Source organism: Streptomyces sp. NBC_00212 (assembly GCF_045206365.1).
Lineage (GTDB): Bacteria > Actinomycetota > Actinomycetes > Streptomycetales > Streptomycetaceae > Streptomyces.
This window is the reverse complement of sequence record NZ_CP108115.1, coordinates 546,943-567,779: the sequence shown is the minus strand read 5'-3', so window position 1 is coordinate 567,779 and position 20,837 is coordinate 546,943. Positions and strand designations below refer to the sequence as shown.

Sequence of the window (20,837 nt, the reverse complement as noted above, 5' to 3'; positions counted from 1 at the left end):
GCGATGACGTCCGCCGGGTCTGATGCGGGCGGGGGCCACGACCCGGCCGAGACGTCCTCCGTAGGGCCCGCGTCGCGGACCGGGAGAGCGCGGCGGACGAGGATCGTGGTCGGCGGCAGGTCCTGGTTCGCCATCGGCTTCGCCGTCGGCCTGGGCGCGACGCTGGCGTGGCTGACCGTACAGACCGTCCTCGAAGTCGGCAGTCTCCTGACTCTGTTGCTCCTGTCCATGTTCCTCGCGCTCGCCCTGGAGCCCGTCGTCGCCTGGCTCACCCGCCACCGGGTGCGCCGCGGCTGGGCCGTCCTGCTGGTCCTGATCGTGCTGCTCGCGTTCTTCGCCGGGTTCCTCGCGCTGGTCGTGCCCCCGGTCACCGACGAGGTCAACGCGCTGGTCAAGGCGGTGCCCGACTGGCTGAAGCAAATCAAGGACCACGACTCGGCGCTCGGCAGGTTCGAGGACCGCTACCACGTCATCGCCAAGGTCAAGGAGCAGTTCTCCAACGGCGGGGCGGCGGGCCTGGCGGGCGGCCTGCTCGGCGCCGGCCGCGTGGTGGTCGGGGCGGTGACCTCGGCCGTCGTCGTCATCGTCGTGACGGTGTACGTGATGGCGTTCCTGCCGTCCTTGAAGGCGTTCTGCCTGCGCTTCGTCGCGGCCCGCAAACGCCCGCACGCCCAGGCCGTCACCGACGAGATCCTGAACCGGGTGGGCCGCTACATGCTCGGCAACGTGGTCACCTCGGTGATCGCGGGGCTCGCCACGTTCGTCTGGTGCGTGGTCACCGACGTGCCCTACCCCGCCGCGCTCGGCGTCTTCATCGCGCTGATGGACCTCATCCCCATCGTCGGCACCACGATCGGCGGCCTCGTCGTCAGCCTGGTGGCGCTGTCGGTGTCGCTGCCCGTGGCGCTCGCGACAGCGGGTTTCTACGTCGCGTTCCGGGTCGCCGAGGACTATCTGATCGTGCCGCGCGTGATGAGGTTCGCCGTCGATGTCCATCCCCTGGTGACGGTCGTCGGCGTGCTGCTCGGCGGCGCGCTGCTCGGCATCGTCGGAGCCCTGGTCGCGATCCCGGCCGCCGTCGCCATCGGCCTGATCCTGGACGAGCACGTCTTCTCCCGGACCGACGCGTCCTGAGTCGCTGACGCAGACTCAGATCCGGCCGTCGCTGTATCCGCACACCCACGCCAGGGCGTCGTGCACGCCGCGCGTGAAGTCCCGGACGCCCGCCTCGGTGGTGGGGTCCTCCAACTGGACGACCGCCGCGTCCATCTCGGCGGTCAGCAGGCGCAGATCCGGTACGCGGCGGGCGTCCGTGCCCGTGACCGGTGCGCGGGCTGCGCGGCCCATGGCCCAGCGGTAGGCGGCGGCCGCGCCGAGGGCGAACTGCGCGGGCGCCTCGGACCGCACCGTCAGGTACTTGAGCGCCAGGTCGACGTCGGCGCGGGGCCGGACGCCGATCAGTGGCGTACTGCTGTCGCGCGCGGCCCAGTTCTCGGGTGTGAACCCGTCTTCGGGTGCGGTCACATCACTCACCTCTGCATGCCGGTCGTCGCTGTGGGGTCTGTAGGAGCGGGTACCCAGACAGCGGCGATCTCGGCATGTCCCTTTGGTGTACGTCCGTCACTGGGCCGGGGCGTCGCCGGCGGGGGAGCCGACGGTGGTGAAAGCGGCGAGCGCTCCGGCGTAGGGGCTGCTCAGGCACCTACTACCCTGGCGGCATGACGATGCACACGGTGAGCGTTGACGCGATGATCGAGGACCTCAGGACGCTGGTCGAGGTCGAGTCCCCGTCGCGAGACCTCGACGCCCTGGCGGCATCGGCCAAGACGGTCGCCGCCGTCATCGAGAGCCGCCTGGGCGGGCACGCCGTACTCGTGGAGAGCGAGGCCGGGCCGCATGTGCACTGGTCGGGCGGCGGCGAACCCAAGGTGCTGATCCTCGGCCACCACGACACGGTGTTCCCGCTCGGCACCCTGGCCCGCCGCCCCTTCAAGGTCGAGGACGGGCATGCGACGGGCCCCGGGGTCTTCGACATGCTGGGCGGTCTGGTGCAGGCCATTCACGGTCTGGCGGCGCTTGAGGACCGCTCCGGTGTCGAGATCCTGGTGACCGCCGACGAAGAGGTCGGCTCGCGTTCCTCCCGCGCGCTCATCGAGGAGCGGGCCCTGGCCTGCGGGGCGGTGCTCGTCTTCGAGGGTGCCGCCGACGGGGGCGGCCTCAAGACCGGCCGCAAGGGCTGCGGCACGTTCCAGGTTTCCGTCGCGGGCCGCGCCTCGCACGCGGGCCTTGAACCGGCGGCCGGGGTGAACGCCCTGATCGAGGCGGCCCATCAGGTCCTGGACATCGCGGCGTTCGGGCGCCCCGAGACCGGCACGACCGTCACCCCGACCGTCGCGGCGGCGGGCACCCTCGACAACGTCGTACCGGCCGAGGCGACCGTCGTCGTCGACGTACGGGTCGAGACGGCCGAGGAGAAGGAGCGGATCGAAGCCGCCTTCGCCGCGCTCACTCCGCATCTCGACGAGGCGACGATCACGGTCGACGGCGGGGTCGGCCGGCCCCCGATGCCCGAGTCGGCGTCGGCCGAGCTCTTCGCGGTGGCCGAGCGGCTGGTTCCCGGCATCGTGGGCAAGGCGGTCGGCGGCGGAAGCGACGGCAACTTCACGGCCGCCATGGGGGTGCCGACCCTTGACGGCCTCGGAGCGGTCGGAGGCGGTGCCCACGCCGACCACGAGTATCTGGTGGTCGACGCCATGGCCGGGCGGGCGAACCTGGTCGCCGGGCTGGTGAACGCAATTCGGAACAAGTAGGCGCACGGCATCACATGGAGGCTCGTCTGCCTTCGTCGGTGGTGGCACCCTCGGCCAGGGCGCGGGGAAGTGTGTCGAGCACGGTGAAGGAGCCGTCGAGGCGGACGATCCGCAATATGTGGGATATGCGAGGGGTGCCGCGTATCAGGCGCAGTACACCGCCCCGGCGAGCCACGTGTTCGCGTACCGCCAGGAGCAGCCGGATGCCGCCCGCGTCCAGGAACGTCACCGCACGCAGATCCAGGACCACATCGGCGTCGGCCCGGCAGACCAACGCATGGATGCGCGGGCCGAGTTCATGATGGGCCAGCATGTCCAGCTCGCCGTGCAGTTCGATGATGATGGTGCCGCCCACGGTGCGAGTCCGCAGCCAGAAGGCGAGTTCGTCAGCGCCCACGTCGCGCCTGCCCGTCTCTTGTGTGCCAGGTGCCGAATACCGCGCCGACACCTGGATTATTTCACTCTCCGTGACCCATCGGCGGGGCGCGAAGCGGAGCCGAATCGTAAAGCCCCTGGTAGTCCTCATGCCCCGATGATCTGAGGAACTCACCTCTGTGACGTTCTGTAATGGTGCGAGTTTCGGACAAGATTGCGCGAGGGGCGTCCGGAGGGGCGGCTCAACCCGCGTACGGGTTCGCGACCTTGCCCGTCCCGGTCAGGAACGCGAAGTCGCACCCGGTGTCGGCCTGGGTGATCTGCTCACCGTACAGGGCGCCGTAACCACGCTCGTACCGTACGGGCGGAGCCGTCCAGGAGGTGCGCCTTCGCTCCAACTCGCCGTCGGGCACGTTCAGTTGAAGGCTGCGGGACTCGACGTCGAGGGTGATGGAGTCTCCGGTGCGGACGAGCGCGAGGGGGCCGCCGACGTACGACTCCGGTGCGATGTGCAGCACGCACGCGCCGTACGAGGTGCCGCTCATCCGGGCGTCGGAGATCCGCACCATGTCGCGTACCCCCTGCTTGAGGAGGTGGTCGGGGATGGGCAGCATGCCGTACTCGGGCATCCCCGGGCCGCCCTTGGGGCCCGCGTTGCGCAGCACGAGGACATGGTCCGGGGTGAGGGCCAAGGCCGGGTCGTTGATGGTGCGTTGAAGGGTGCGGTAGTCGTCGAAGACCATCGCGGGCCCGGTGTGCCTGAGCAGGCGCGGTTCGGCGGCGATGTGCTTGATGACCGCGCCGTCCGGGCAGAGGTTGCCGCGCAGCACCGCGAGCCCGCCCTCGCCGGCCAGCGGCCTCGAACGCGGCCGGATCACGTCGTCGTTGTGCACGAGCGCCCCGGCGAGCTGCTCGCGCAGCGTGTCGTGCGCGACCGTGGGCCGGTCGAGGTGGAGCACGTCGGTGAGCCGGGACAGGAACCCGGGCAGCCCGCCGGCGAAGTGGAAGTCCTCCATCAGGTACCGGCCGCCGGGTCGGAGGTTGGCGAGGACCGGCACCGTGCGGGCGATCCGGTCGAAGTCGTCGAGCGTGAGCCGCACCCCGGACCGCCCGGCCATCGCGATCAGATGGATGACCGCGTTGGTGGAGCCGCCCAGGGCGAGCACGGTGGCCACCGCGTCCTCATACGCCTCGGCCGTCAGGATCCGCGACGGTTTCAGGTCCTGGTGGACGAGTTCGACGATCCGCAGCCCGCTCGCCGCGGCCATCCGGTCGTGGCCGGAGTCGACCGCCGGGATCGAGGACGCACCCGGCAGAGTGACCCCGAGGACCTCGGCCGCCGCCGTCAGTGTCGAGGCCGTGCCCATCGTCATGCAGTGCCCGGCCGAGCGTGCCAACCCACCTTCCAGCTCGGCGAGTTCACAGTCGCCGATCAGGCCGGCCCGCTTGTCGTCCCAGTACTTCCACATGTCGGTGCCGGACCCGAGGACCTCGTCGCGCCAGTGGCCGGGCAGCATCGGTCCGGCGGGCACGAACACGGTCGGCAGGTCGGCCGAGGCCGCCCCCATCAGCAGCGCGGGGGTGGACTTGTCGCAGCCGCCGAGCAGGACGGCGCCGTCGACGGGGTAGGAGCGCAGCAGCTCCTCCGTCTCCATCGCGAGGAGGTTGCGGTAGAGCATGGGCGTCGGCTTCTGGAAGGTCTCCGACAGGGTGGCGACCGGGAATTCGAGGGGAAAGCCGCCCGCCTGCCACACCCCGCGCTTCACGGCCTGCGCCCGCTCGCGCAGGTGTACATGGCAGGGGTTGATGTCGGACCAGGTGTTGAGGATCGCGATGACGGGCTTGCCCAGGTGCTCCTCGGGCAGATAGCCGAGCTGACGGGTCCGGGCCCGGTGCGAGAAGGCGCGCAGCCCGTCGGCCCCGTACCACTGATGGCTGCGCAGTTGCTCGGGCCGTACGGTCATGTCCGCCACCCGGAGATCAGGTCGGCGACCAACGCCCGCTGTTCTCCGGGCAGTTCGCTGCTCGGAGGGCGGATGTCGCGGCGGCACAGGCCGAGCGTCGCGAGGGCCTCCTTCACCACCGCCACGTTGTCGGCCGACTGGTGGGCGGCGCGCAGCTCCTCGAAGGGCCTGATCCGCTCCCAGAGTTTCATCGCCGCCGGGTAGTCGCCGGCGCGCAGGTCGGAGAGCAGTTCGAGGGAGAGGGAGGGGGCGACGTTGGCGAGGCCCGAGGTGAAGCCGGTGGCGCCGACCGCGAAGTAGGAGGGGGCGTACGACTCGGCGAGACCGGCGACCCAGACGAACCGTTCGAAGCCCGCGTCGCGGGCGAACGCGGCGAAGCGGGTCGCGTCCGGGACCGCGTACTTCACACCGATGACGTTCGGGCACAACACGCCCAGTGTGGAAAGGAGTTGTCCGCCCAGCCGCGGATTCCGTACATAGGGGACGACGCCCAGCTCGGGCACGGCGTCGGCGATGGCCCGGTGGTAGTCGACCCAGCCGTCCTGCGAGACATAGGGGTGGACGGGCTGATGCACCATCACCATTTGGGCGCCGGCCGCCCGCGCCTGCTCGGCGGAGGCGATCGCGGTCGGCAGGTCAAGCCCGACACCGGCGAGCACGGCGGATCGCCCGGCGGCCACCTCGCACGTCAACTCCAGGACAGCGGCACGTTCTTGGGGGCTCAGGGCGTAGAACTCGCCGGTGTTCCCATTGGGGGTGAGCGTGCGGATGCCGCCGGTGAGCAGCCGGTTCAGCAGGGCGCGGTGCGCGGCGGTGTCGAGGGTGTCGTCGGCGGCGAAAGGGGTGACGGGGATCGCCACGACATCGGCGAGTGCCTCCCGCTGGGTGGCGAAGTCGGGTGTGTTCACGCGCTGTCCTTGTCGGAAGGCCGACCGGCGTCCTCGGGGAACGCCCGCCGGATGAACGACCCGATGTGGTCGTGCAGGGCACGGGCCGCGCCGTCCGCGTCCCCGGCCAGCGCGTGGCGCAGGACCGCGCGGTGCTCGGCCGCCTCCCGCTCCCACGACGGCTGCGCTGCCCATGCCACGGCCGACACCAGGGCGGCCTGGTCGCGCACCTCATCGAGCATCCGGGTCAGCAGGGGATTGCCGCACGGCAGGTACAGCGCGCGGTGGAACTCCCGGTTGGCCAGGGCCCGTTCGGCCCCGTCCTGCGCGCGGTCGGCACGGTCCAGTGCCTCCTCGGCCGCTGCCAGCGGGACCTTGCGGGCGACCGTGCGGCGCACCGCCTCCGGTTCGAGCAGCAGCCGTACGTCGTACACCTCGCGGGCCATGTCGGCGTCGACCCGGCGGACGGCGACCCCCTTGTACTGGCTCATCACCACAAGGCCGGTCCCGGCCAGCGTCTTGAGCGCCTCCCGCACCGGAGTCTTCGACACCCCGAACTGGGCTGCCAACTCCGTCTCGACCAGGGCCTGGCCGGGCCTGAGCGCGCCGGTGAGGATGGCGTGCCGGATCGCGTCGAGGACGAACTGGGTGCGGGAGGGGATGGGGGTGGGCGTGAAGGCCATGGGGGCGCCTCGGATCTCGCGTCTCATATATGACGTACGAAGTGCGACGCGATGAAGCTAGATCCGGGCCCGGGATTCGTCAATGCTTCAGACAACTCCCTTGGTGTGCCCGCGTGTTCGTGCTCCCACGAGCTGTCGACTCAGCCGCCGTTGAGCAGGGTGGGCGCCGCGCTGTCGAGTACGGAGACGATGCGCTCCCAGGACTCCAAGTCCCGCTCTGCGGGCGGGAGTTCAGCGCCGCGACCGGCTCCCCAGCTCTGGGCGATCGCGACCGGATCGGCGCCGGACGCGGCCGCTGCGGCGAGCGCGGCCGCGCCGACGGCCACCAGCTCCGTGCCGCTCGGGACGACGAGGGGCCGTCCCGACAGGCGGCGTACCGTCTCGACCCAGGTGCGGCCCTGGGCGCCGCCACCGATGAGGCGCAATGGCCTGGCCGCGACGGCGGGGGAGTCGGGGTCGAGGCCGCAGGCGCGCAGGACCTCGTCCAGCGCGCGCAGCACCGTGACGACGGCGCCTTCGTAGGCGGCGCCGAGGAGTTGCTGCGGTGTGGTGGCGTGGCGCAGGCCGGTGAGCAGCCCGGCGGCGTGCGGGAGATCGGGGGTGCGTTCGCCGTCGAGGTAGGGCAGGAGCACGGCCTCGCCACCGGGTGCCGCGTCGTCGCGGTCGAGACCGAGCAGGGTGGCGACGCGGTCGACGGCGAGGGTGCAGTTCAGGGTGCAGGCCAGTGGGAGGTATCCGCCGTCGGCGGCGGCGAACCCACTGAGCGCGGGGTTGGCGGGCCGGGTGCGGGTCGCGGCGAAGACCGTGCCGGAGGTCCCGAGGCTGAGCACGGGATGGTCCAGGAGCCCGGCGCCACCGAGCCCGAGGCCGACGGCCGCGCTCATGTTGTCACCGGTCCCGGCGGCCACGACGACACCGGACGGCAGCCCGAGCGCTTCGGCGGCGGAGGTGGTAAGGGTGCCGACGCGGGCGCCGCCGGTCGCGGCCACGGAGGGCAGCAACTCCGCGTCCAGGGCGATGAGTTGGAGGATCTCGGCGTCGTAGGCCCCGGTCGCGGTGGAGTACCAGCCGGCGCCGGAAGCGTCCCCGGGGTCGGTGACGGCGACCCCGGCGAGTCGTTCGGTGAGGAAGTCGTGGGGCAGCCGGACCGCCGTGCAGCGAGCGATGGTCGAGGGCTCGTACTCGCGCAGCCAGCGCCACTTGGCGGCGGTCACCGCGGCGACCGGCACGGAACCGGTGCGGGCGGTCCAGGCGGCCGGGCCGCCGAGCGCCGCGGTGAGGGCGGCGGCCTGCGGGGCGGCGCGGGTGTCGTTCCACAGCAGGGCGGGGCGCAGCGGCCGGTGGTCCCGGCCCAGGGTCACCAGGCCGTGCTGCTGCCCGGCCACCGCGATGGCGGTGACGGCGGACGCCGGCGCGCCCGACTCCTTCAGGCCGGCGGCGACGGCCTCCCGCAGCGCCTGCCACCACTGCTCCGGGTCGCTCTCGCGGGCTCCCGCGGAGCCGTCGACGTGGTGCGGGGCGCGACCGACAGCGAGCGTCCTTCCGGTGGCTGCGTCGGCGAACAGGGCCTTCGTGGACTGGGTGGAACTGTCCACGCCGATGACGACCGGGCGGTGCGGCATCCGGGCACCTCTCTTGCGGGGTTCGAGGGGGCGGGAGTGATTTGGCCGAGGGGATGACAAATGTGGTGCACCAAATTAGGCGACGCCCCAGGGTTACGGAAGCCGAAGCGATCGGGCAGTATTTGTCAGGTCACAAAACAAATAGCTCGGCAGGTGCCGGACGGACCCGCGTGAAGGTGGCGAAGAGGATGACGGAACGCTTCACCCCGACCCCCGAGGACAAGTTCTCCTTCGGTCTTTGGACCGTGGGCTGGCAGGGGCGCGACCCGTTCGGCGACGCGACCCGCCCTGCCCTCGACCCGGTCGAGTCGGTCCGGCGCCTCGCCGACCTCGGTGCGTACGGGGTGACCTTCCACGACGACGACCTGATCCCCTTCGGCGCCCCGGACACCGAGCGGGAGTCGCACATCAAGCGGTTCCGGCAGGCGCTCGACGCCACTGGCATGGTCGTGCCGATGGCCACGACGAACCTCTTCACGCACCCGGTCTTCAAGGACGGCGCGTTCACCGCCAACGACCGCGACATCCGCCGGTACGCCCTGCGCAAGACCCTGCGCAACATCGACCTGGCCGTGGAGCTGGGCGCACACACCTACGTCGCCTGGGGCGGGCGCGAGGGCTCGGAATCGGGCGCCGCGAAGGACGTGCGCGTCGCCCTGGACCGGATGAAGGAGGCCTTCGACCTCCTTGGTCAGTACGTCACCGAGCAGGGCTACGACCTGCGCTTCGCCGTCGAGCCCAAGCCCAACGAGCCGCGCGGCGACATCCTGCTGCCCACGGTCGGGCACGCGCTCGCGTTCATCGAGCGACTGGAACGCCCGGAACTGGTCGGCGTGAACCCCGAGACCGGGCACGAGCAGATGGCCGGGCTCAACTTCACGCACGGCATCGCCCAGGCCCTGTGGGCGGACAAGCTCTTCCACATCGACCTGAACGGCCAGTCCGGCATCAAGTACGACCAGGACCTGCGCTTCGGCTCCGGCAACCTGCGCGATGCGTTCTGGCTGGTGGACCTGCTCGAATCCGCGGACTACCCGGGCCCGAGGCACTTCGACTTCAAGCCGCCGCGCACCGAGGACATGGCCGGGGTGTGGGCGTCGGCGGCCGGCAACATGCGCAACTACCTGATCCTGAAGGCGCGTTCGGCCGCTTTCCGGGCCGACCCCGAGGTGCGCGAGGCGCTGCGCGCGGCACGCCTGGACGATCTCGCCCGGCCCACCGCCGAGGACGGGCTCGCCGGACTGCTCGCCGACCGGACGGCCTTCGAGGGCTTCGACGTGGAGGAGGCGGGGCAGCGGGGCATGGCCTTCGAGCACCTCGACCAGCTGGCGATGGACCACCTGCTCGGCGCCCGCTGAACCGGGCCGCCCCACGCTTCGTCCGCGTGGGCGGCCCGGCTGGAGCTCGCGATCAGTAACGGATGGCGCTCGGGCGGGTCGCGGGGTGCGAGGTGTGCGGGGAGTTGCCGCCCGGACTCATGGAGAAGGCGCCGTTCCGGAGCGGGCCGGGGCTGTACCCGCCGCTGGTCAGGGGCTCGGGGTTGTAGGCGTCGAAGACCTGTCCGTCGACGCTGATGCCGGAGAAGTCGAGCCGGTCGAAGGACGGGTAGCTCTGGGTCGGGGACTCGATGATGGCCTCGGCGCTGACGTTCTGGGCGCCGAGGTTCTGGGTGGTGTGCTCGGTCCAGCCCCGGGTGTTGTCGGTCAGCGTGAGGGTGTAGTCGCCGCCGCCGTCGGAGACCACGGTGCCGGTCATGCTGTCGCCCTCGGAGACGGGATCGTCCCAGTAGATGGGCTGGGCCGGGTACATCTCGTACCAGGCGGAGAGCTGCGGGCTGCCGCTGGAGCAGTCGGTCTGCACCCCGGTCTGCTCCACCGTCTCTGATCCGTAGCCGTCGATGCCGACCCAGGGGGCGAAGAGGTCGTTGCTGGAGTTGCAGGTGGCGTGCGGCTCGACCCAGGAGCCGGTGATGCGGGTGAACGAACCCTGGGCGACGTAACCGCCCCAGACGCTGTCCTTGATGTGCGCGTTGTACGGACCGAAGGTGGCGGCGGACGCGGTCGCCGTACCGACGCCGAGTGGGGCGACGACGGTTGCGGCCAGGAGCAGACCGGCGGCGGCCGATCTGGCGCGGTTGGTTCTGCGGAACTGCCGTGGGGGGCGTATGCGGGTACCCATGTGCCGGTCTCCTCTGGGTGAGGGAGTGGGGGAAGGCGGCGGGTGGGCCGGGCTCATGGTGGCGGCGGGTGGCCGGAACTCTCCAGGGGCGGGCGGGATCCGGAACCCGCCATGGCGGGAACATGACATGATGCCCCGGGGGTGGACAGAGCGGGCCCACGGGCGGTAGGCGCTCGCGCCGCGCGACCGGGCGCGACCGAGGAAGAGGCGGTCAGGATGCACCCCAACTCCCCCGATGCATACGGGACTTCAACCAGACCGGCGACCGACCCGTCCGTCGATGGCTTGCTCGTGGCACTCGGCGTACCGGAACCGGAAGAGCGCGTCTACCTCCACGTCCTCTCCCGGCCGGGGCGCACCACGGAACGGATCGCCGCCGACCTGACCCTGCGCGACGAACAGGCGGCACGAACACTGGAGTTGCTCGCCGAACGTGGGCTGGTGTGCCGGCGTGGGGCGCGGCCGCAGTGGTCGGCCGCAGCGCCGGACGTGGCCGTGGAGGCTCTTCTGCTGCGCCGCGAGGAGGAGTTGTGCCGGACCCGGGGCCGCATCGGCGAGCTCATGCGGACGTATCACCGGGCGCGACGGCCGTCCGCCGCGGGCCTCGTGGAGATGGTGACCGGACGCGCCGCCATCGCGGACCGCTGGCGCAGCATGCAGGAGGGCGCCCGCCACGACGTGTTGCTCTTCGACAAGGCCCCGCACATCATGCGGGCCGATCCCGGGGTCGAACTGCCCTTGCTGGCCAGGGGAGTTCGGATGCGAGTCGTCTACGAGGCGAACGCGGTGCGCGCACCCGGCCGACTGGCCGAGCTCCGCGAGTTCATCGAGGCGGGGGAGGAGGCCCGGGTACTGCCCGAACTCCCCTGCAAACTGGCCGTGGTGGACGACCGATGGGCGATGCTGCCGGTGTCGAACGGCGCGGAACTGAGAGGCGCGCTGTTCGTGCGGCCGTCATCGCTCCTCGACGCGCTGGTGGCCATGTTCGAGGTGTACTGGCACCGGGCCCCACGCGTCCCGGACGCCGACGACCCCGGCCGCGCGGCCGGCGACCGCCGAAGCGAACTCCTGACCCTCCTCTCGGCCGGCCTGACCGACGACAGCATCGCCCGCCACCTGGGAGTCTCGCCCCGAACGGTGCAACGCTGGGTGCACGAACTGATGGACATGCTGGGCGCCCGCACCCGCTTCCAGGCGGGCATCCAGGCGGCTCGGGCGGGGTTGCTGTGAGCCGCGCGGAATGTGCGGGGCCGGAGAGGCTCAGTGGGGGACGGGCAGGGCGCGGGTCAGTACGCGAGTAGTGCTGCCGTCGTCCTCGATCACGTCCCGGACGTGCTCGAAGCCGATCCTGGCCAGCAACTTCAGAGATGCGGTGTTCGGCGCGGCCACGGTGGCGTGTACCTCGGCCAGGCCGAGCGGGCCGAACCCGTAGGCGACGAGGGCCTCGGCCAGTTCCGTTCCGAGGCCCGAGCCCCACGCCCTCGGGGCCAGCGCGTAGATGATCTCGTGGCCCCCGACCACATCGGTCGGCTTGATCTCGGCGTGCCCGATCAGCAGACCGTCCCTGCGAACGGCCCAGACATCGAAGAGCTTCTGGGCATAGACCTTCGTGAAGATCCGCCCGAACAGGGCCCGGTCCGCTGCCTCGGTGGCCCGTCCGTCGCCCATCCACTGTGACACCCTCGCATCCTGGAACAGGGCGACGAACCCCTCTTCGTCCTCAGGGACATAGGGCTCCAGGAGCAGTCGCTCAGTACGCAGAGTCGGGGTCATGGACGGCGACGGTACGCATCGGGCACCGGGCCGGCAAACCACTTTCCACGGGTTTGCGAGTGGCGTGCATCGATCCGGGCAGGGTGAGCGCGTGGGCGGTGGGGCTGCCGGGTCAGCTGGTCCGGTGGTCGCCCACCTCGACGGTCAGGTGCGGCCACGCCGCGACGAACGACGCCAGCTCGCTCTCCGTCAACTCACCTGTACCGCAAAGGAGTTGGGGGGCATGGAAATGGACCGTCGTACCGGTCGTGCCGTCGTCCTCGGTCGGTGTCAGACCAGTGGTGGGGACCCCGTGCGCGTAGCGCTGGACCCACGCTCCACCCGCCCGACGGTTGGTGTGCACGAGCCATTCGCTGAGCGCCGCGACGACGGACATGCCCCGGCGCGGGTGACCGTCGGGAAGCGACTGCGCTTCGGGGTGATCGAAGAAGCGCAGGTCCTTCGTCGCCATGACCGGCTTCTTGATGGGCCGGCCGTCCGCGTCGTAGCGGGTGTCGGTGCCTCGCCCGTTGTCCGCGACCGACACGGAACCATCGGCATGGAGGGTGACCACGCACCGCCCCGCACCCCTGGACTCCGCCTCGTCGGCCGCGTAAGCGACGACTTCAAGGATGAGGTGCCGCAAACCGCCGGGAGTGAACGTGGCCGAGTCGTCCCGGACGTACGAGAGGTGGTCGGCGTCCACGGTGCGGGCCCAGTCGTGCGTCGTGTTGCGCCAGGACGGCGTCGGTCTGTCCATCGGTGAAGTATGCCAAGCGCGGAGGAGGGCGACGCGTCGACCGGAAGGACCGCCGTGGTTCCCGCCCCATGCGCGCTCTCCCCAGCCCGTGCCACCACCTCCCCCGGTCCCGAGCCCCGTCATTACCATGAGCTCCGTGAATCTTCAGAAGCTGATGGCAGAACAGACAGGGCTTCGCGTCGTCCCGGCCGTGGCGGCGGGTTCGTCGACGGAAGGCGCACGGACGACGGCCGCCCTCGGGCCGGACACCGTGACCGCGGAATCCTGTTTCCGTATCGCATCCCTGACGAAGGTCTTCACCTCCGCGGCGCTGCTCCGCACACTGCGGGACAAGGGCGTGCCACTGGGCACCCCTGTCGTCGAACTGCTCCCCGGCCTCGCGCCGGACTGGCGGGCCGACAGGAGCATCACCGTGGAGCAGATCCTGGGCCAGGTCTCCGGCCTGCGTGAATCGGTGGACGGGGCGACGGTGGCGGCGCTGGGCGACGGGGACGGCGCGCTCCTGGAGGCCGCCCGGCTCGTGGTCCGCGCCGGGAACGAGCGGCAGCCCGGGCGGCGGTGGTCGTACTACAACGGCAATTACTTCCTGGCCGGCTCGGTCCTCGCCACGCTGAACGGCACGACGTACGAAAGCGCGTTGCAGGCGAGCCTCCTCGCCCCCTGGGGCTTCGCACGGACGGGTTTCGAGACCCCGGCTGCCTCCGTCACCGGGTGGAGCGGCACCACCGAACTCCCGCCGCTCGGCTATCCCCGCACCCGTCGGCCCAGTGGTGGCCTGTGGTCCTCGGTGTCGGAGCTCCTGGCCGTCGGCGAGGGCCTGCTCGCCGACCGGGCCCTCCTGGCGGAGATCAGCCGTCCGCGCACCCGGCCCGACGACCCCATGTCCTACGGGCTCGGATGGGCGCTGGGCCCGTCGGGCCAGATGTATCTCAACGGCCGGCTCCCGGGCTACCGGGCTGCCATGGTCCTGATCCCACACCGGGACTACGTGAGCGTGGCCCTCGCCGGCCAGGAGACTGCCCTGCCCGCCTTGGCGCGCCTGCTCAGTGACATGCAGCGCCCCCTGACCGGAGACGACATCGCCGAGGCGGTCGACGCCTTCGCGGCATGAGACTTGGTGGTGAGGAACAGTCCACCGTGCGCCGCCGTCTCAGTCCAGGGGCACACGCCCTGCGCCGCTCACCGGCCGTCGCTGAAGCGCCACGCCTCGATGTCGCGGTAGTGGAGGGGACCCGGGCCGCGTCCGATGTTGCTCGCCACCAGGTGCAGGCGTTCGGCCTCCCACTCCCGGCCGGTGAAGGCGGCGAGGCCGGAGGCTACGGTCACGACGCTGGAGGGGTCGTCGCGGCGGGCCCGGGCCAGCGTCAGATGGGGCCGCAGCGGCCGGTCCTCGAAGACGATGCCGCACTCCTTGACCACGCCGCGGACATCGGCCGTGAGCTGGTGCAGCCCGTCGAGGTCCCCCTCGATCCCGCTCCACAGCACCCGCGCGTCGAAGTGCCCGCCGCCGCGCAGCGCCAGTCGCAGCGGCCGGCGCGCTGCCGCGAGATCCGCGAGCGGCTCCCGCAGGAGCGGGGCGGTTTCGGCCGGGAGCTCGCCGAGGAAGGCCAGGGTGATGTGCCAGTCCTCGATGCGGTTCCACCGCAGCCGCGGGTACGCGTCGTAGGCGGGTCGCAGCGCTCGCGCCAGCTCTTCCTTCGCGTCGTCGGGCGGGGCGAGCGCTATGAACACGCGGACGGTCGCGGGCTGAATCGGTTCGTTCACGTAGCACTTCGTACACCACGGGCTGCCGGAACGTTCGCAGGCCCCTGCCCCGCACGCGTCAGGAAACCCGCCCGCCTTCGTCCACCGGTGGGCCGAGCCGGACCATGTGGCAAGGTGGCGGCCATGCCCGGGACAGCACAGCCCCCCGTGCACACCTGCCCTTCCGAGGCGCACACCCCCGCCGCACCCGTCACCCACAGAGGAGTCCCATGTCCGTCGTGATCCGACAGCCGGGCGTCGTCCTGACCGACCGTCTCTTCCAGGTGCCGCTGGACCACGAAGCGCCGCAGGGCGAGCAGATCGAGGTGTACGCCCGTGAGGTGGTCGCGGCCGCCAAGGAACGTGCCGAACTCCCGTGGCTGCTCTACCTCCAGGGCGGTCCGGGCGGGCGGGCGGCCCGGCCGGTGGGCCGGGACAGCTGGCTGGACCGGGCCCTGGAGGACTACCGGGTCCTGCTCCTGGACCAGCGCGGCACGGGACGCTCGACCCCCGCCACCCGACAGACCCTGCCCCTGCGCGGCAACGCCGCGGCGCAGGCCGAGTACCTCTCCCACTTCCGCGCCGACTCGATCGTCCGCGACGCGGAACTGATTCGCCGTCAGCTGCTCGGGGACCAGGGCCGGTGGAGCCTGCTCGGCCAGAGCTTCGGCGGCTTCTGCACCCTCACCTACCTGTCGCTGGCCCCCGAGGGGCTGCGCGAGGCGCTGGTCACCGGAGGTCTGGCGGGCCTGCGCAGCAGCGCGGCGGATGTGTACCGGGCGGCCTACCCGCGCGTCGCCCGCAAGAACGCCGACCACTACGCGCGCTACCCCGAGGACGTCGAGGCCGTACGCCGGGTCGCCGAGCACCTCCTCGCCGCACCCGCCGAGCTGCCCGACGGCGGGCGGCTGACCGTACGGGCCTTCCAGGCGCTCGGCCTGCTGCTCGGCAGCGGCAACGGCTCCCACCTCCTGCACTACCTGCTTGAGGACGCCTGGGTCCAGGGAACCTCCGGGCCCGAGCTGTCCGACACGTTCCTGGCGGGCGTCCAGTCGAAGCTGTCCTTCGCCGACGGCCCGCTCTACGCCGTACTGCACGAATCCATCTACGGCCAGCGGTCGGTGGACCCCGGGCCGACCGGCTGGGCCGCCGAGCGGGTGCGCTCGGAGTTCCCCGAGTTCGACGCCGCGCAGGCCCTGACGGACGGCGACCCCATGCTGTTCACCGGGGAGATGATCTACCCCTGGATGTTCGAGACCGACCCGGCGCTGCGCCCCCTGCGAGAAACCGCGGACCTGCTGGCCAACCGCACAAACTGGCCCGACCTGTACGCCCCTGACGTCCTGGCGGCCAATCAGGTCCCGGTGTTCGCAGCCGTGTACCACGACGACATGTACGTCGACACCGCCGACTCACTGGCGACGGCCGACGCGGTACGCGGCCTGCGGACCTGGGTGACCAACGAGTGGGAGCACGACGGCCTGCGGGTCAGCGACGGGAAGGTGCTGGACCGCCTGATCGGCATGGCCCGGGGACGGTCGTAGGGGAACCACGCCCCGGGTCCAACAGGGAGGCGGGGTCGCGTAGTTCGTGGCCGGGCGGAGCCGGCCCCCGGTCAAGGCCAGCCTCAGTGGATCCGGCGGGTGCCCGGTACGGCGCGGTAGCGGATCTGCCACTGGCTTCGGCGGACGTAGGTGCGCTGGAGCCACCTGTCCTGGCCGTCGTAGTGGCCGACGAAGCGTGAACGTGCGTGCAGGCCCTTGCGGTTGTTGATGAGCAGGGCATGGCCGGGCCGCAGTTTGAACTCGTGGGCCACCGCGCGGCACGCCGTCTGCAACAGGGCGAGGGCCGTCTCGGCGACCGGGCTCAGGGTGTGAACTCCGTTGGCCGCGCTGGAGATCTCGGGGAAGCCGGCCGGACCCTTGATCATCGGGACCGGGTCGGAGAGCACGTCCGCGTCGCCGGCCACCTCACGTACGTAACTGCCGGGCGCGTTCATCCTGAACAGCGGGCTGCGCAGGACGCGGATGGCGTCGGGGCCGACCATCCGGCAGATGTCGCGGGCGTCGGCGTAGAACGTGGTGGCGGCCTGCGCGCGGTCCGCGCGCAGGCAGTTGAGCACCAGGAAGTCGGGGTTGGCGATGTCGTAGTAGCCGGTGCGGTCGTGGACGATGTCGTTGTGGAAGTTGAGGAAGACGGCCGAGCCCTGGTTCGTCTGAGTGGTCGCTCCTTCCTTGACGGGGACGATGTCGTGCACGACCTGGCCGTTCTTCTCCGTGAGGAAGCCCACCGGTTCACCGAGGAGTCCGCTCAGTCCGAGCAGGGTGCCCTCGGAGACGAACGTCGATTTGTGGCGGCTGGGCAGGCCGTCCCAGGGAGTCGGGGGAAGCTGGGCGTCCTGGGGGAGGTTGCGGATGTACAGGGCGCCGGGTGTGTCGTTGTGCCGGCCGAAGTCCAGGATCTGCTGGAGCGTCGCCAGGGGGAGCCGGGCGAAGACCTGGTGGTAGTGGGTCATGGCCAGGTCGATGTCCCCTGGTGGGCCGGCGAGTTCGGCCAGTCCGTCGGCGAGTGTGTCGCGCACGTCGTCGGGCAGCAGGATGTGTCCGACGACGGAGGTGTTCTCGCATTCGCTGACGGGTGTCGCGTGGGCACCGGGCATGCGCGTTCCTTCCTTGGGTCAGCAGTGACCTGAGGGGCGGGCAGGAAGGGGGGACCCGCGGGGAGCGGGTCCAGGGAGTGGGGGACGGCTTTCCAGGTGGGGATGAGGCAGGGGGTTCAGTCGTCCGCGTCGTCGTCCTTCATGCGTACGCGGATCTCTCCGGCGGCCGACAGCGCGTTGTGCAGGGCGAGTTCGGCGGTGGCACCCGTGGTGAACACGATGCCCACCACGCCCTCCTGGTGGGAGGTGGCGGTGACCTCGGTGCCCGGCGCCAGGACGGGGAAGAACACGGGGGAGCCGGGGTGCCGGGCGAGGACGTCCTGGCCGTCGCACCCTTGGAAGACGCCGTTGCGGGGAGCGTAGACCAGCGCCTGGCCGGTGCCGGAGCGGGGGACGAGCGGCTGGTCCATGAGGCGCGGGCGCCTGCGCAGCACGAGATCGAGGAACGCGGCCTCCGGCACGATGCCGAAGGTGTGGGCGAGTTCCTCGCCGACCAGGCCGCCGCCGAGCCGGGGGTTGATCTCGATGAGGTCGAACCCGTCGGCGCCCAGGACGAATTCGGTGTGCGCGAAGCCCTCCGTGTAGCCGACGCAGGTGAGGACCCGCTCGATCCACCGCTCGGCCGCCGTGGCCAGGCCGGCGGGGAGCGCCACGGGGAAGCCGGTGGCCTCCTCGCGGAAGAAGGGGGGTGGTGACAGGACCCGGCTGTTGATGCCGAGGACCCTCGTCTCGCCCTGCCAGGTGAGCGTCTCGATGCTGAACAGCGGCCCGGGGAAGTACGGTTCGGCGGTCAGCGTCCCGCGCAGCTGGGCCTTGCGCGCCCCTTCCAGTACGTGATCCAGCTCGGCCGGGTTCCGGGCGAGCCACACGTTCTTGCTGCCCGTTCCCGAGCCGTCCTTGACGATGAGCGGCAGCCCGATGGTGGCGGCGAGGGACGCCGCGTCGTCGGTGCCCGGGTCGACCCGGCAACCCGGAGCCGAGGAGAGGCCGTGGTCGAACAGGCGCTGCCGCAGGGCCGTCTTGTCGCGTGCGAGGCGGACGCACGCGGGGTCCTGCCCCTCCAGGCCGAGCCGGGCGCGGACTTCGAGGGAGACCAGGCTCCAGGCGTCGGTGGTGCTGATGAGCCCGGCGACGTCGCCGGATTCTCCGACGTCGCCGATGGCGCGGATGGTGCGGACCACGGCGTCCACGTCGTTGGTGTCGGTGTCGTGCACGACCAGGTGGGGGCTGTCGACCGTGCTCAGTTCATGCAGGTAGTCGGCCCGGTCACAGGTCAGCAGGTGGACGGTGAGGCCCTGTCGGGCGGCGGCCTCGGTGAGGCGGCCCAGGCCGAACTGGAGCCATTCGAGGGCGATGACGTGCTTCTTGCCGGAGGTGTTCACTGCGTCGGCTCTCAGCTCTCGGGGTTCTTGGGTTCGAAGGTGCGACGGCCCCAGTCCATGACCGACCAGGGGAAGGCCAGTTGGCCGAGGTCGTCGACGGTGTTCGGGACGAGCGCGTCGATGGGGTCGTTGACGCGGGGGTGGGCGTAGACGGTCTGGGCGTAGCGGTGCCCGGTGTCGGCCGCGATGAAGACGCACGGCCGGCCGGGGTTGCGCGCGGCCTCCCAGCGCGCCGCGAGATGGTTGCAGCCCGTCGACATGCCGGCGTACAGGCCGTGCCGCCGGAACAGGTCGCCCGTCGCCGCGATGGCGCTGTGGTATCCGATCCAGTGCACCCGGTCGTACAGCTCGTACGCGACGTTCTTCATGGGTACGGGGCTGCCGATGCCGGAGATGCTCGCGACCGGATCCTCCACGGGGTCGCTGCCGAACGTCACGCTCTCGAACGGCTGCACCCCCACCAGCTCGACGTCGTCGTTGAGCTCGCGCAGATAGGTGGTGAGGCCACCGGTCGAGGCGCCGGAGCCGACGCCGCCGACGAGCGTGAACGGGGCGCCGCCGAATTCCTTCTGCAGCATCTCGGCGCAGTCCCGATATCCGAGGTAGTGGACCGGATTGTGGTACTGCTGCATCCAGTACACATTCTCCTCGGTCTCCAGGAGATGGGCGATGCGTTTGAGGCGCACGCCCAGGTCCATCTTGTCGACCAGCGGCCCCGGCGGGATCTCGATCTGGTCCACGGTGGCGCCGAGCATCTCCAGCTGGCGGCGGATGTCGGCGTCGACCTTCGTCGAGCAGACGATCCGGCAGCGCAGTCCGTATTTGTGGCAGGCCATCGCGAGGGAGTAGCCGTACGTTCCGCTGGAACTGTCCATGAGAGTCGTATCGGGCGTGATCTCACCCCGGTCGAGCAGGGTCTTCACCGCCGTCAGAGCCGAATAGAGCTTCATCATCTCGAAACGCAGGACGTAGATGTCCTCACTGAGGCGTATGACGTCCGGCTGTTTCATCGCGTCCGCGGCGTGATCAAACATGTCCCCATCCCGTTCGGTCGAAGTAGCACTGGCTGCCGAGTTCACGGAAGAAAGAGGCAAGGCCGTCCAGACGGTGCTGGCTCGGTCTGCGAGTGAAGAGATAACCGATGACCGTCCCCGTGTGGGCCACGAACACTCCGTCGGCGCCGAACGAGGAGGCATTGCGCGCGAGGCTGTCGTACGACGACTTGGCGACCACCTCCTGTGAGAGCGCCGCGCTGCGGGAGGCGCAGGCCGCGATCTCCCGGCCGTCGCCGCGGTCGAATGCCGCGATGATGTCGTCCCGGCAGACGTCGTACGCGGTGCGGCGCCGGTGGTAGTGGGCGAGCAGCTCCTCGCCCAGGTCGTCGGTCTCCACCGTGCCCTGCTCCACGTGGTAGCAGGCGTACAGACCGGTCGTGTCGCCGAGCCGCCGCACGAGCTGGTGGCGGCCGCTGAGATAGAGGGCGAATTCGTCGAGGAAGACGCTGTCCGAACGCTCGATCCGGCTGAGGATCCTGCGCACGGTCCACTCGTCGTAGGGAATGCGGAACAGGTGGTACAGGCAACGCAGGGTGGCGACGATGTCGGCTGTCGAGCTGGCCATCCCGGTCCCGACCGTCAATTCGCTGACGAACTCGAAATGGCCGCGGGGAAGGGTGCGTCGATGGATTCCGAGGAATTCCTCGACCGCCTTCCACGACTTCTCGCGGCCGGGCATCGGGTTGTCCGCTAGGGGCGGCGCATCCGGGTCCTCGATGAAGTGGCACCAGGAGAACCGGTCGACGGGCAGGGAGATGAGGGATATCTGCGGCCGCCCGTCCAGCCAGTAGGGCCCCTGGAAGAGTTCGCCGACGGTTCCGCGGCCGACTCCGGAATGGGTGAGGGCCGAACGGTGCGAGGTGGTTTCGGGCGCCAGGGAATCGGGCGTCCGTGGCGTATCTACGATCGTGTGGGAAAGGGGCATCTCCTGTCCGTTCTCTCCGGCTGTCGCATGGGCGGGGGCGTT

20 protein-coding genes are annotated in these 20,837 nt (G+C 70.9%); 6 read left to right on the top strand and 14 right to left on the bottom strand.

Going from position 1 to position 20,837, the window contains the following annotated elements:
- Window positions 1-3: 3 nt before the first annotated feature.
- Window positions 4-1,134 carry an AI-2E family transporter gene (locus tag OHA17_RS03010; RefSeq protein ID WP_406503776.1) on the top strand — a complete coding sequence of 377 codons (1,131 nt, stop codon included), beginning with the start codon at window positions 4-6 and terminating at the stop codon, window positions 1,132-1,134.
- A gap of 15 nt (window positions 1,135-1,149) precedes the next feature.
- On the opposite strand, the gene OHA17_RS03005 is transcribed toward OHA17_RS03010, so the two are convergent.
- Window positions 1,150-1,524, bottom strand: coding sequence for a hypothetical protein (locus OHA17_RS03005; protein WP_406503774.1), 375 nt, complete (start codon window positions 1,522-1,524; stop codon window positions 1,150-1,152).
- A 194-nt stretch (window positions 1,525-1,718) separates the two neighbouring features.
- On the opposite strand from OHA17_RS03005, the gene OHA17_RS03000 reads away from it, so the two are divergent.
- The gene (locus tag OHA17_RS03000; RefSeq protein ID WP_406503772.1) at window positions 1,719-2,810 is read left to right on the top strand and encodes a M20 family metallopeptidase; all 1,092 of its coding nucleotides are present in this window, start codon (window positions 1,719-1,721) and stop codon (window positions 2,808-2,810) included.
- 10 nt (window positions 2,811-2,820) lie between these two features.
- Here OHA17_RS03000 and OHA17_RS02995 read toward each other — a convergent pair whose 3' ends face one another.
- From OHA17_RS02995 to xylB, 5 genes are all read right to left on the bottom strand, one after another.
- Window positions 2,821-3,207: an STAS domain-containing protein gene (locus OHA17_RS02995; protein ID WP_406503770.1), complete on the bottom strand. Its 387-nt coding sequence runs from the start codon at window positions 3,205-3,207 to the stop codon at window positions 2,821-2,823.
- 220 nt (window positions 3,208-3,427) lie between these two features.
- Entirely contained in the window at window positions 3,428-5,149 is a 1,722-nt protein-coding gene (gene araD / locus OHA17_RS02990; RefSeq protein ID WP_406503769.1) for an L-arabinonate dehydratase, read from the bottom strand.
- Window positions 5,146-6,057, bottom strand: a complete 912-nt coding sequence (locus OHA17_RS02985; RefSeq protein ID WP_406503767.1) for a dihydrodipicolinate synthase family protein — start codon at window positions 6,055-6,057, stop codon at window positions 5,146-5,148. The genes araD and OHA17_RS02985 overlap by 4 nt, the downstream gene beginning before the upstream one ends.
- A complete protein-coding gene (locus tag OHA17_RS02980; protein ID WP_406503765.1) occupies window positions 6,054-6,719 on the bottom strand; it encodes a GntR family transcriptional regulator in 666 nt (221 codons plus the stop codon). Before OHA17_RS02980 ends, OHA17_RS02985 begins: the two co-directional genes overlap by 4 nt.
- A gap of 140 nt (window positions 6,720-6,859) precedes the next feature.
- Window positions 6,860-8,341, bottom strand: a complete 1,482-nt coding sequence (xylB, locus tag OHA17_RS02975) for a xylulokinase (protein WP_406503763.1) — start codon at window positions 8,339-8,341, stop codon at window positions 6,860-6,862.
- 188 nt (window positions 8,342-8,529) lie between these two features.
- On the opposite strand from xylB, the gene xylA reads away from it, so the two are divergent.
- Complete coding sequence (xylA, locus tag OHA17_RS02970; protein ID WP_406503761.1) at window positions 8,530-9,699, top strand: xylose isomerase; 1,170 nt, start codon at window positions 8,530-8,532, stop codon at window positions 9,697-9,699.
- Between the two features lie 52 nt (window positions 9,700-9,751).
- Here xylA and OHA17_RS02965 read toward each other — a convergent pair whose 3' ends face one another.
- Entirely contained in the window at window positions 9,752-10,519 is a 768-nt protein-coding gene (locus OHA17_RS02965) for a G1 family glutamic endopeptidase (protein ID WP_406503759.1), read from the bottom strand.
- A 291-nt stretch (window positions 10,520-10,810) separates the two neighbouring features.
- Between OHA17_RS02965 and OHA17_RS02960 the strand changes: the two genes are divergently transcribed.
- Window positions 10,811-11,749 (top strand): helix-turn-helix domain-containing protein, encoded by a 939-nt coding sequence (locus OHA17_RS02960; RefSeq protein WP_398873965.1) that lies wholly within the window; start codon window positions 10,811-10,813, stop codon window positions 11,747-11,749.
- A gap of 30 nt (window positions 11,750-11,779) precedes the next feature.
- Here OHA17_RS02960 and OHA17_RS02955 read toward each other — a convergent pair whose 3' ends face one another.
- Both OHA17_RS02955 and OHA17_RS02950 read right to left on the bottom strand, forming a co-directional pair.
- The gene (locus OHA17_RS02955; RefSeq protein WP_406503758.1) at window positions 11,780-12,292 is read right to left on the bottom strand and encodes a GNAT family N-acetyltransferase; all 513 of its coding nucleotides are present in this window, start codon (window positions 12,290-12,292) and stop codon (window positions 11,780-11,782) included.
- Between the two features lie 112 nt (window positions 12,293-12,404).
- Window positions 12,405-13,031, bottom strand: coding sequence for an ATP-binding protein (locus OHA17_RS02950; protein WP_406503756.1), 627 nt, complete (start codon window positions 13,029-13,031; stop codon window positions 12,405-12,407).
- A 136-nt stretch (window positions 13,032-13,167) separates the two neighbouring features.
- Here OHA17_RS02950 and OHA17_RS02945 point away from each other — a divergent pair, with 136 nt between their 5' ends.
- Window positions 13,168-14,142, top strand: a complete 975-nt coding sequence (locus OHA17_RS02945) for a serine hydrolase domain-containing protein (protein WP_406503754.1) — start codon at window positions 13,168-13,170, stop codon at window positions 14,140-14,142.
- A 68-nt stretch (window positions 14,143-14,210) separates the two neighbouring features.
- Here the strand turns inward: OHA17_RS02945 and thpR are convergent, their stop codons facing one another.
- Entirely contained in the window at window positions 14,211-14,795 is a 585-nt protein-coding gene (thpR, locus tag OHA17_RS02940) for an RNA 2',3'-cyclic phosphodiesterase (protein WP_406503752.1), read from the bottom strand.
- A 209-nt stretch (window positions 14,796-15,004) separates the two neighbouring features.
- Here thpR and OHA17_RS02935 point away from each other — a divergent pair, with 209 nt between their 5' ends.
- Entirely contained in the window at window positions 15,005-16,318 is a 1,314-nt protein-coding gene (locus OHA17_RS02935) for an alpha/beta fold hydrolase (RefSeq protein WP_406503750.1), read from the top strand.
- 83 nt (window positions 16,319-16,401) lie between these two features.
- Here the strand turns inward: OHA17_RS02935 and OHA17_RS02930 are convergent, their stop codons facing one another.
- The 4 genes from OHA17_RS02930 to OHA17_RS02915 form a co-directional block, all read right to left on the bottom strand.
- Window positions 16,402-17,433 carry a TauD/TfdA family dioxygenase gene (locus OHA17_RS02930; protein ID WP_406503748.1) on the bottom strand — a complete coding sequence of 344 codons (1,032 nt, stop codon included), beginning with the start codon at window positions 17,431-17,433 and terminating at the stop codon, window positions 16,402-16,404.
- Window positions 17,434-17,549: 116 nt separating this feature from the next.
- A complete protein-coding gene (locus OHA17_RS02925) occupies window positions 17,550-18,815 on the bottom strand; it encodes an ATP-grasp domain-containing protein (protein ID WP_406503746.1) in 1,266 nt (421 codons plus the stop codon).
- An 11-nt stretch (window positions 18,816-18,826) separates the two neighbouring features.
- Window positions 18,827-19,849, bottom strand: coding sequence for a pyridoxal-phosphate dependent enzyme (locus OHA17_RS02920; protein WP_406503744.1), 1,023 nt, complete (start codon window positions 19,847-19,849; stop codon window positions 18,827-18,829).
- Window positions 19,842-20,795, bottom strand: coding sequence for a hypothetical protein (locus OHA17_RS02915; protein WP_406503742.1), 954 nt, complete (start codon window positions 20,793-20,795; stop codon window positions 19,842-19,844). Before OHA17_RS02915 ends, OHA17_RS02920 begins: the two co-directional genes overlap by 8 nt.
- Window positions 20,796-20,837 lie beyond the last annotated feature (42 nt).

Bases quoted from the DNA above. Each gene is read 5' to 3' on its own strand.
- OHA17_RS02980 (WP_406503765.1), bottom strand. From the start codon at position 6,719: ATGGCCTTCACGCCCACCCCCATCCCCTCCCGCACCCAGTTCGTCCTC.
- OHA17_RS02935 (WP_406503750.1), top strand. From the start codon at position 15,005: ATGTCCGTCGTGATCCGACAGCCGGGCGTCGTCCTGACCGACCGTCTC.
- OHA17_RS03000 (WP_406503772.1), top strand. From the start codon at position 1,719: ATGACGATGCACACGGTGAGCGTTGACGCGATGATCGAGGACCTCAGG.
- OHA17_RS02965 (WP_406503759.1), bottom strand. From the start codon at position 10,519: ATGGGTACCCGCATACGCCCCCCACGGCAGTTCCGCAGAACCAACCGC.
- araD (WP_406503769.1), bottom strand. From the start codon at position 5,149: ATGACCGTACGGCCCGAGCAACTGCGCAGCCATCAGTGGTACGGGGCC.
- OHA17_RS02915 (WP_406503742.1), bottom strand. From the start codon at position 20,795: ATGCCCCTTTCCCACACGATCGTAGATACGCCACGGACGCCCGATTCC.
- xylB (WP_406503763.1), bottom strand. From the start codon at position 8,341: ATGCCGCACCGCCCGGTCGTCATCGGCGTGGACAGTTCCACCCAGTCC.
- OHA17_RS02950 (WP_406503756.1), bottom strand. From the start codon at position 13,031: ATGGACAGACCGACGCCGTCCTGGCGCAACACGACGCACGACTGGGCC.
- OHA17_RS02930 (WP_406503748.1), bottom strand. From the start codon at position 17,433: ATGCCCGGTGCCCACGCGACACCCGTCAGCGAATGCGAGAACACCTCC.
- xylA (WP_406503761.1), top strand. From the start codon at position 8,530: ATGACGGAACGCTTCACCCCGACCCCCGAGGACAAGTTCTCCTTCGGT.
- OHA17_RS02920 (WP_406503744.1), bottom strand. From the start codon at position 19,849: ATGTTTGATCACGCCGCGGACGCGATGAAACAGCCGGACGTCATACGC.
- OHA17_RS02955 (WP_406503758.1), bottom strand. From the start codon at position 12,292: ATGACCCCGACTCTGCGTACTGAGCGACTGCTCCTGGAGCCCTATGTC.
- OHA17_RS03010 (WP_406503776.1), top strand. From the start codon at position 4: ATGACGTCCGCCGGGTCTGATGCGGGCGGGGGCCACGACCCGGCCGAG.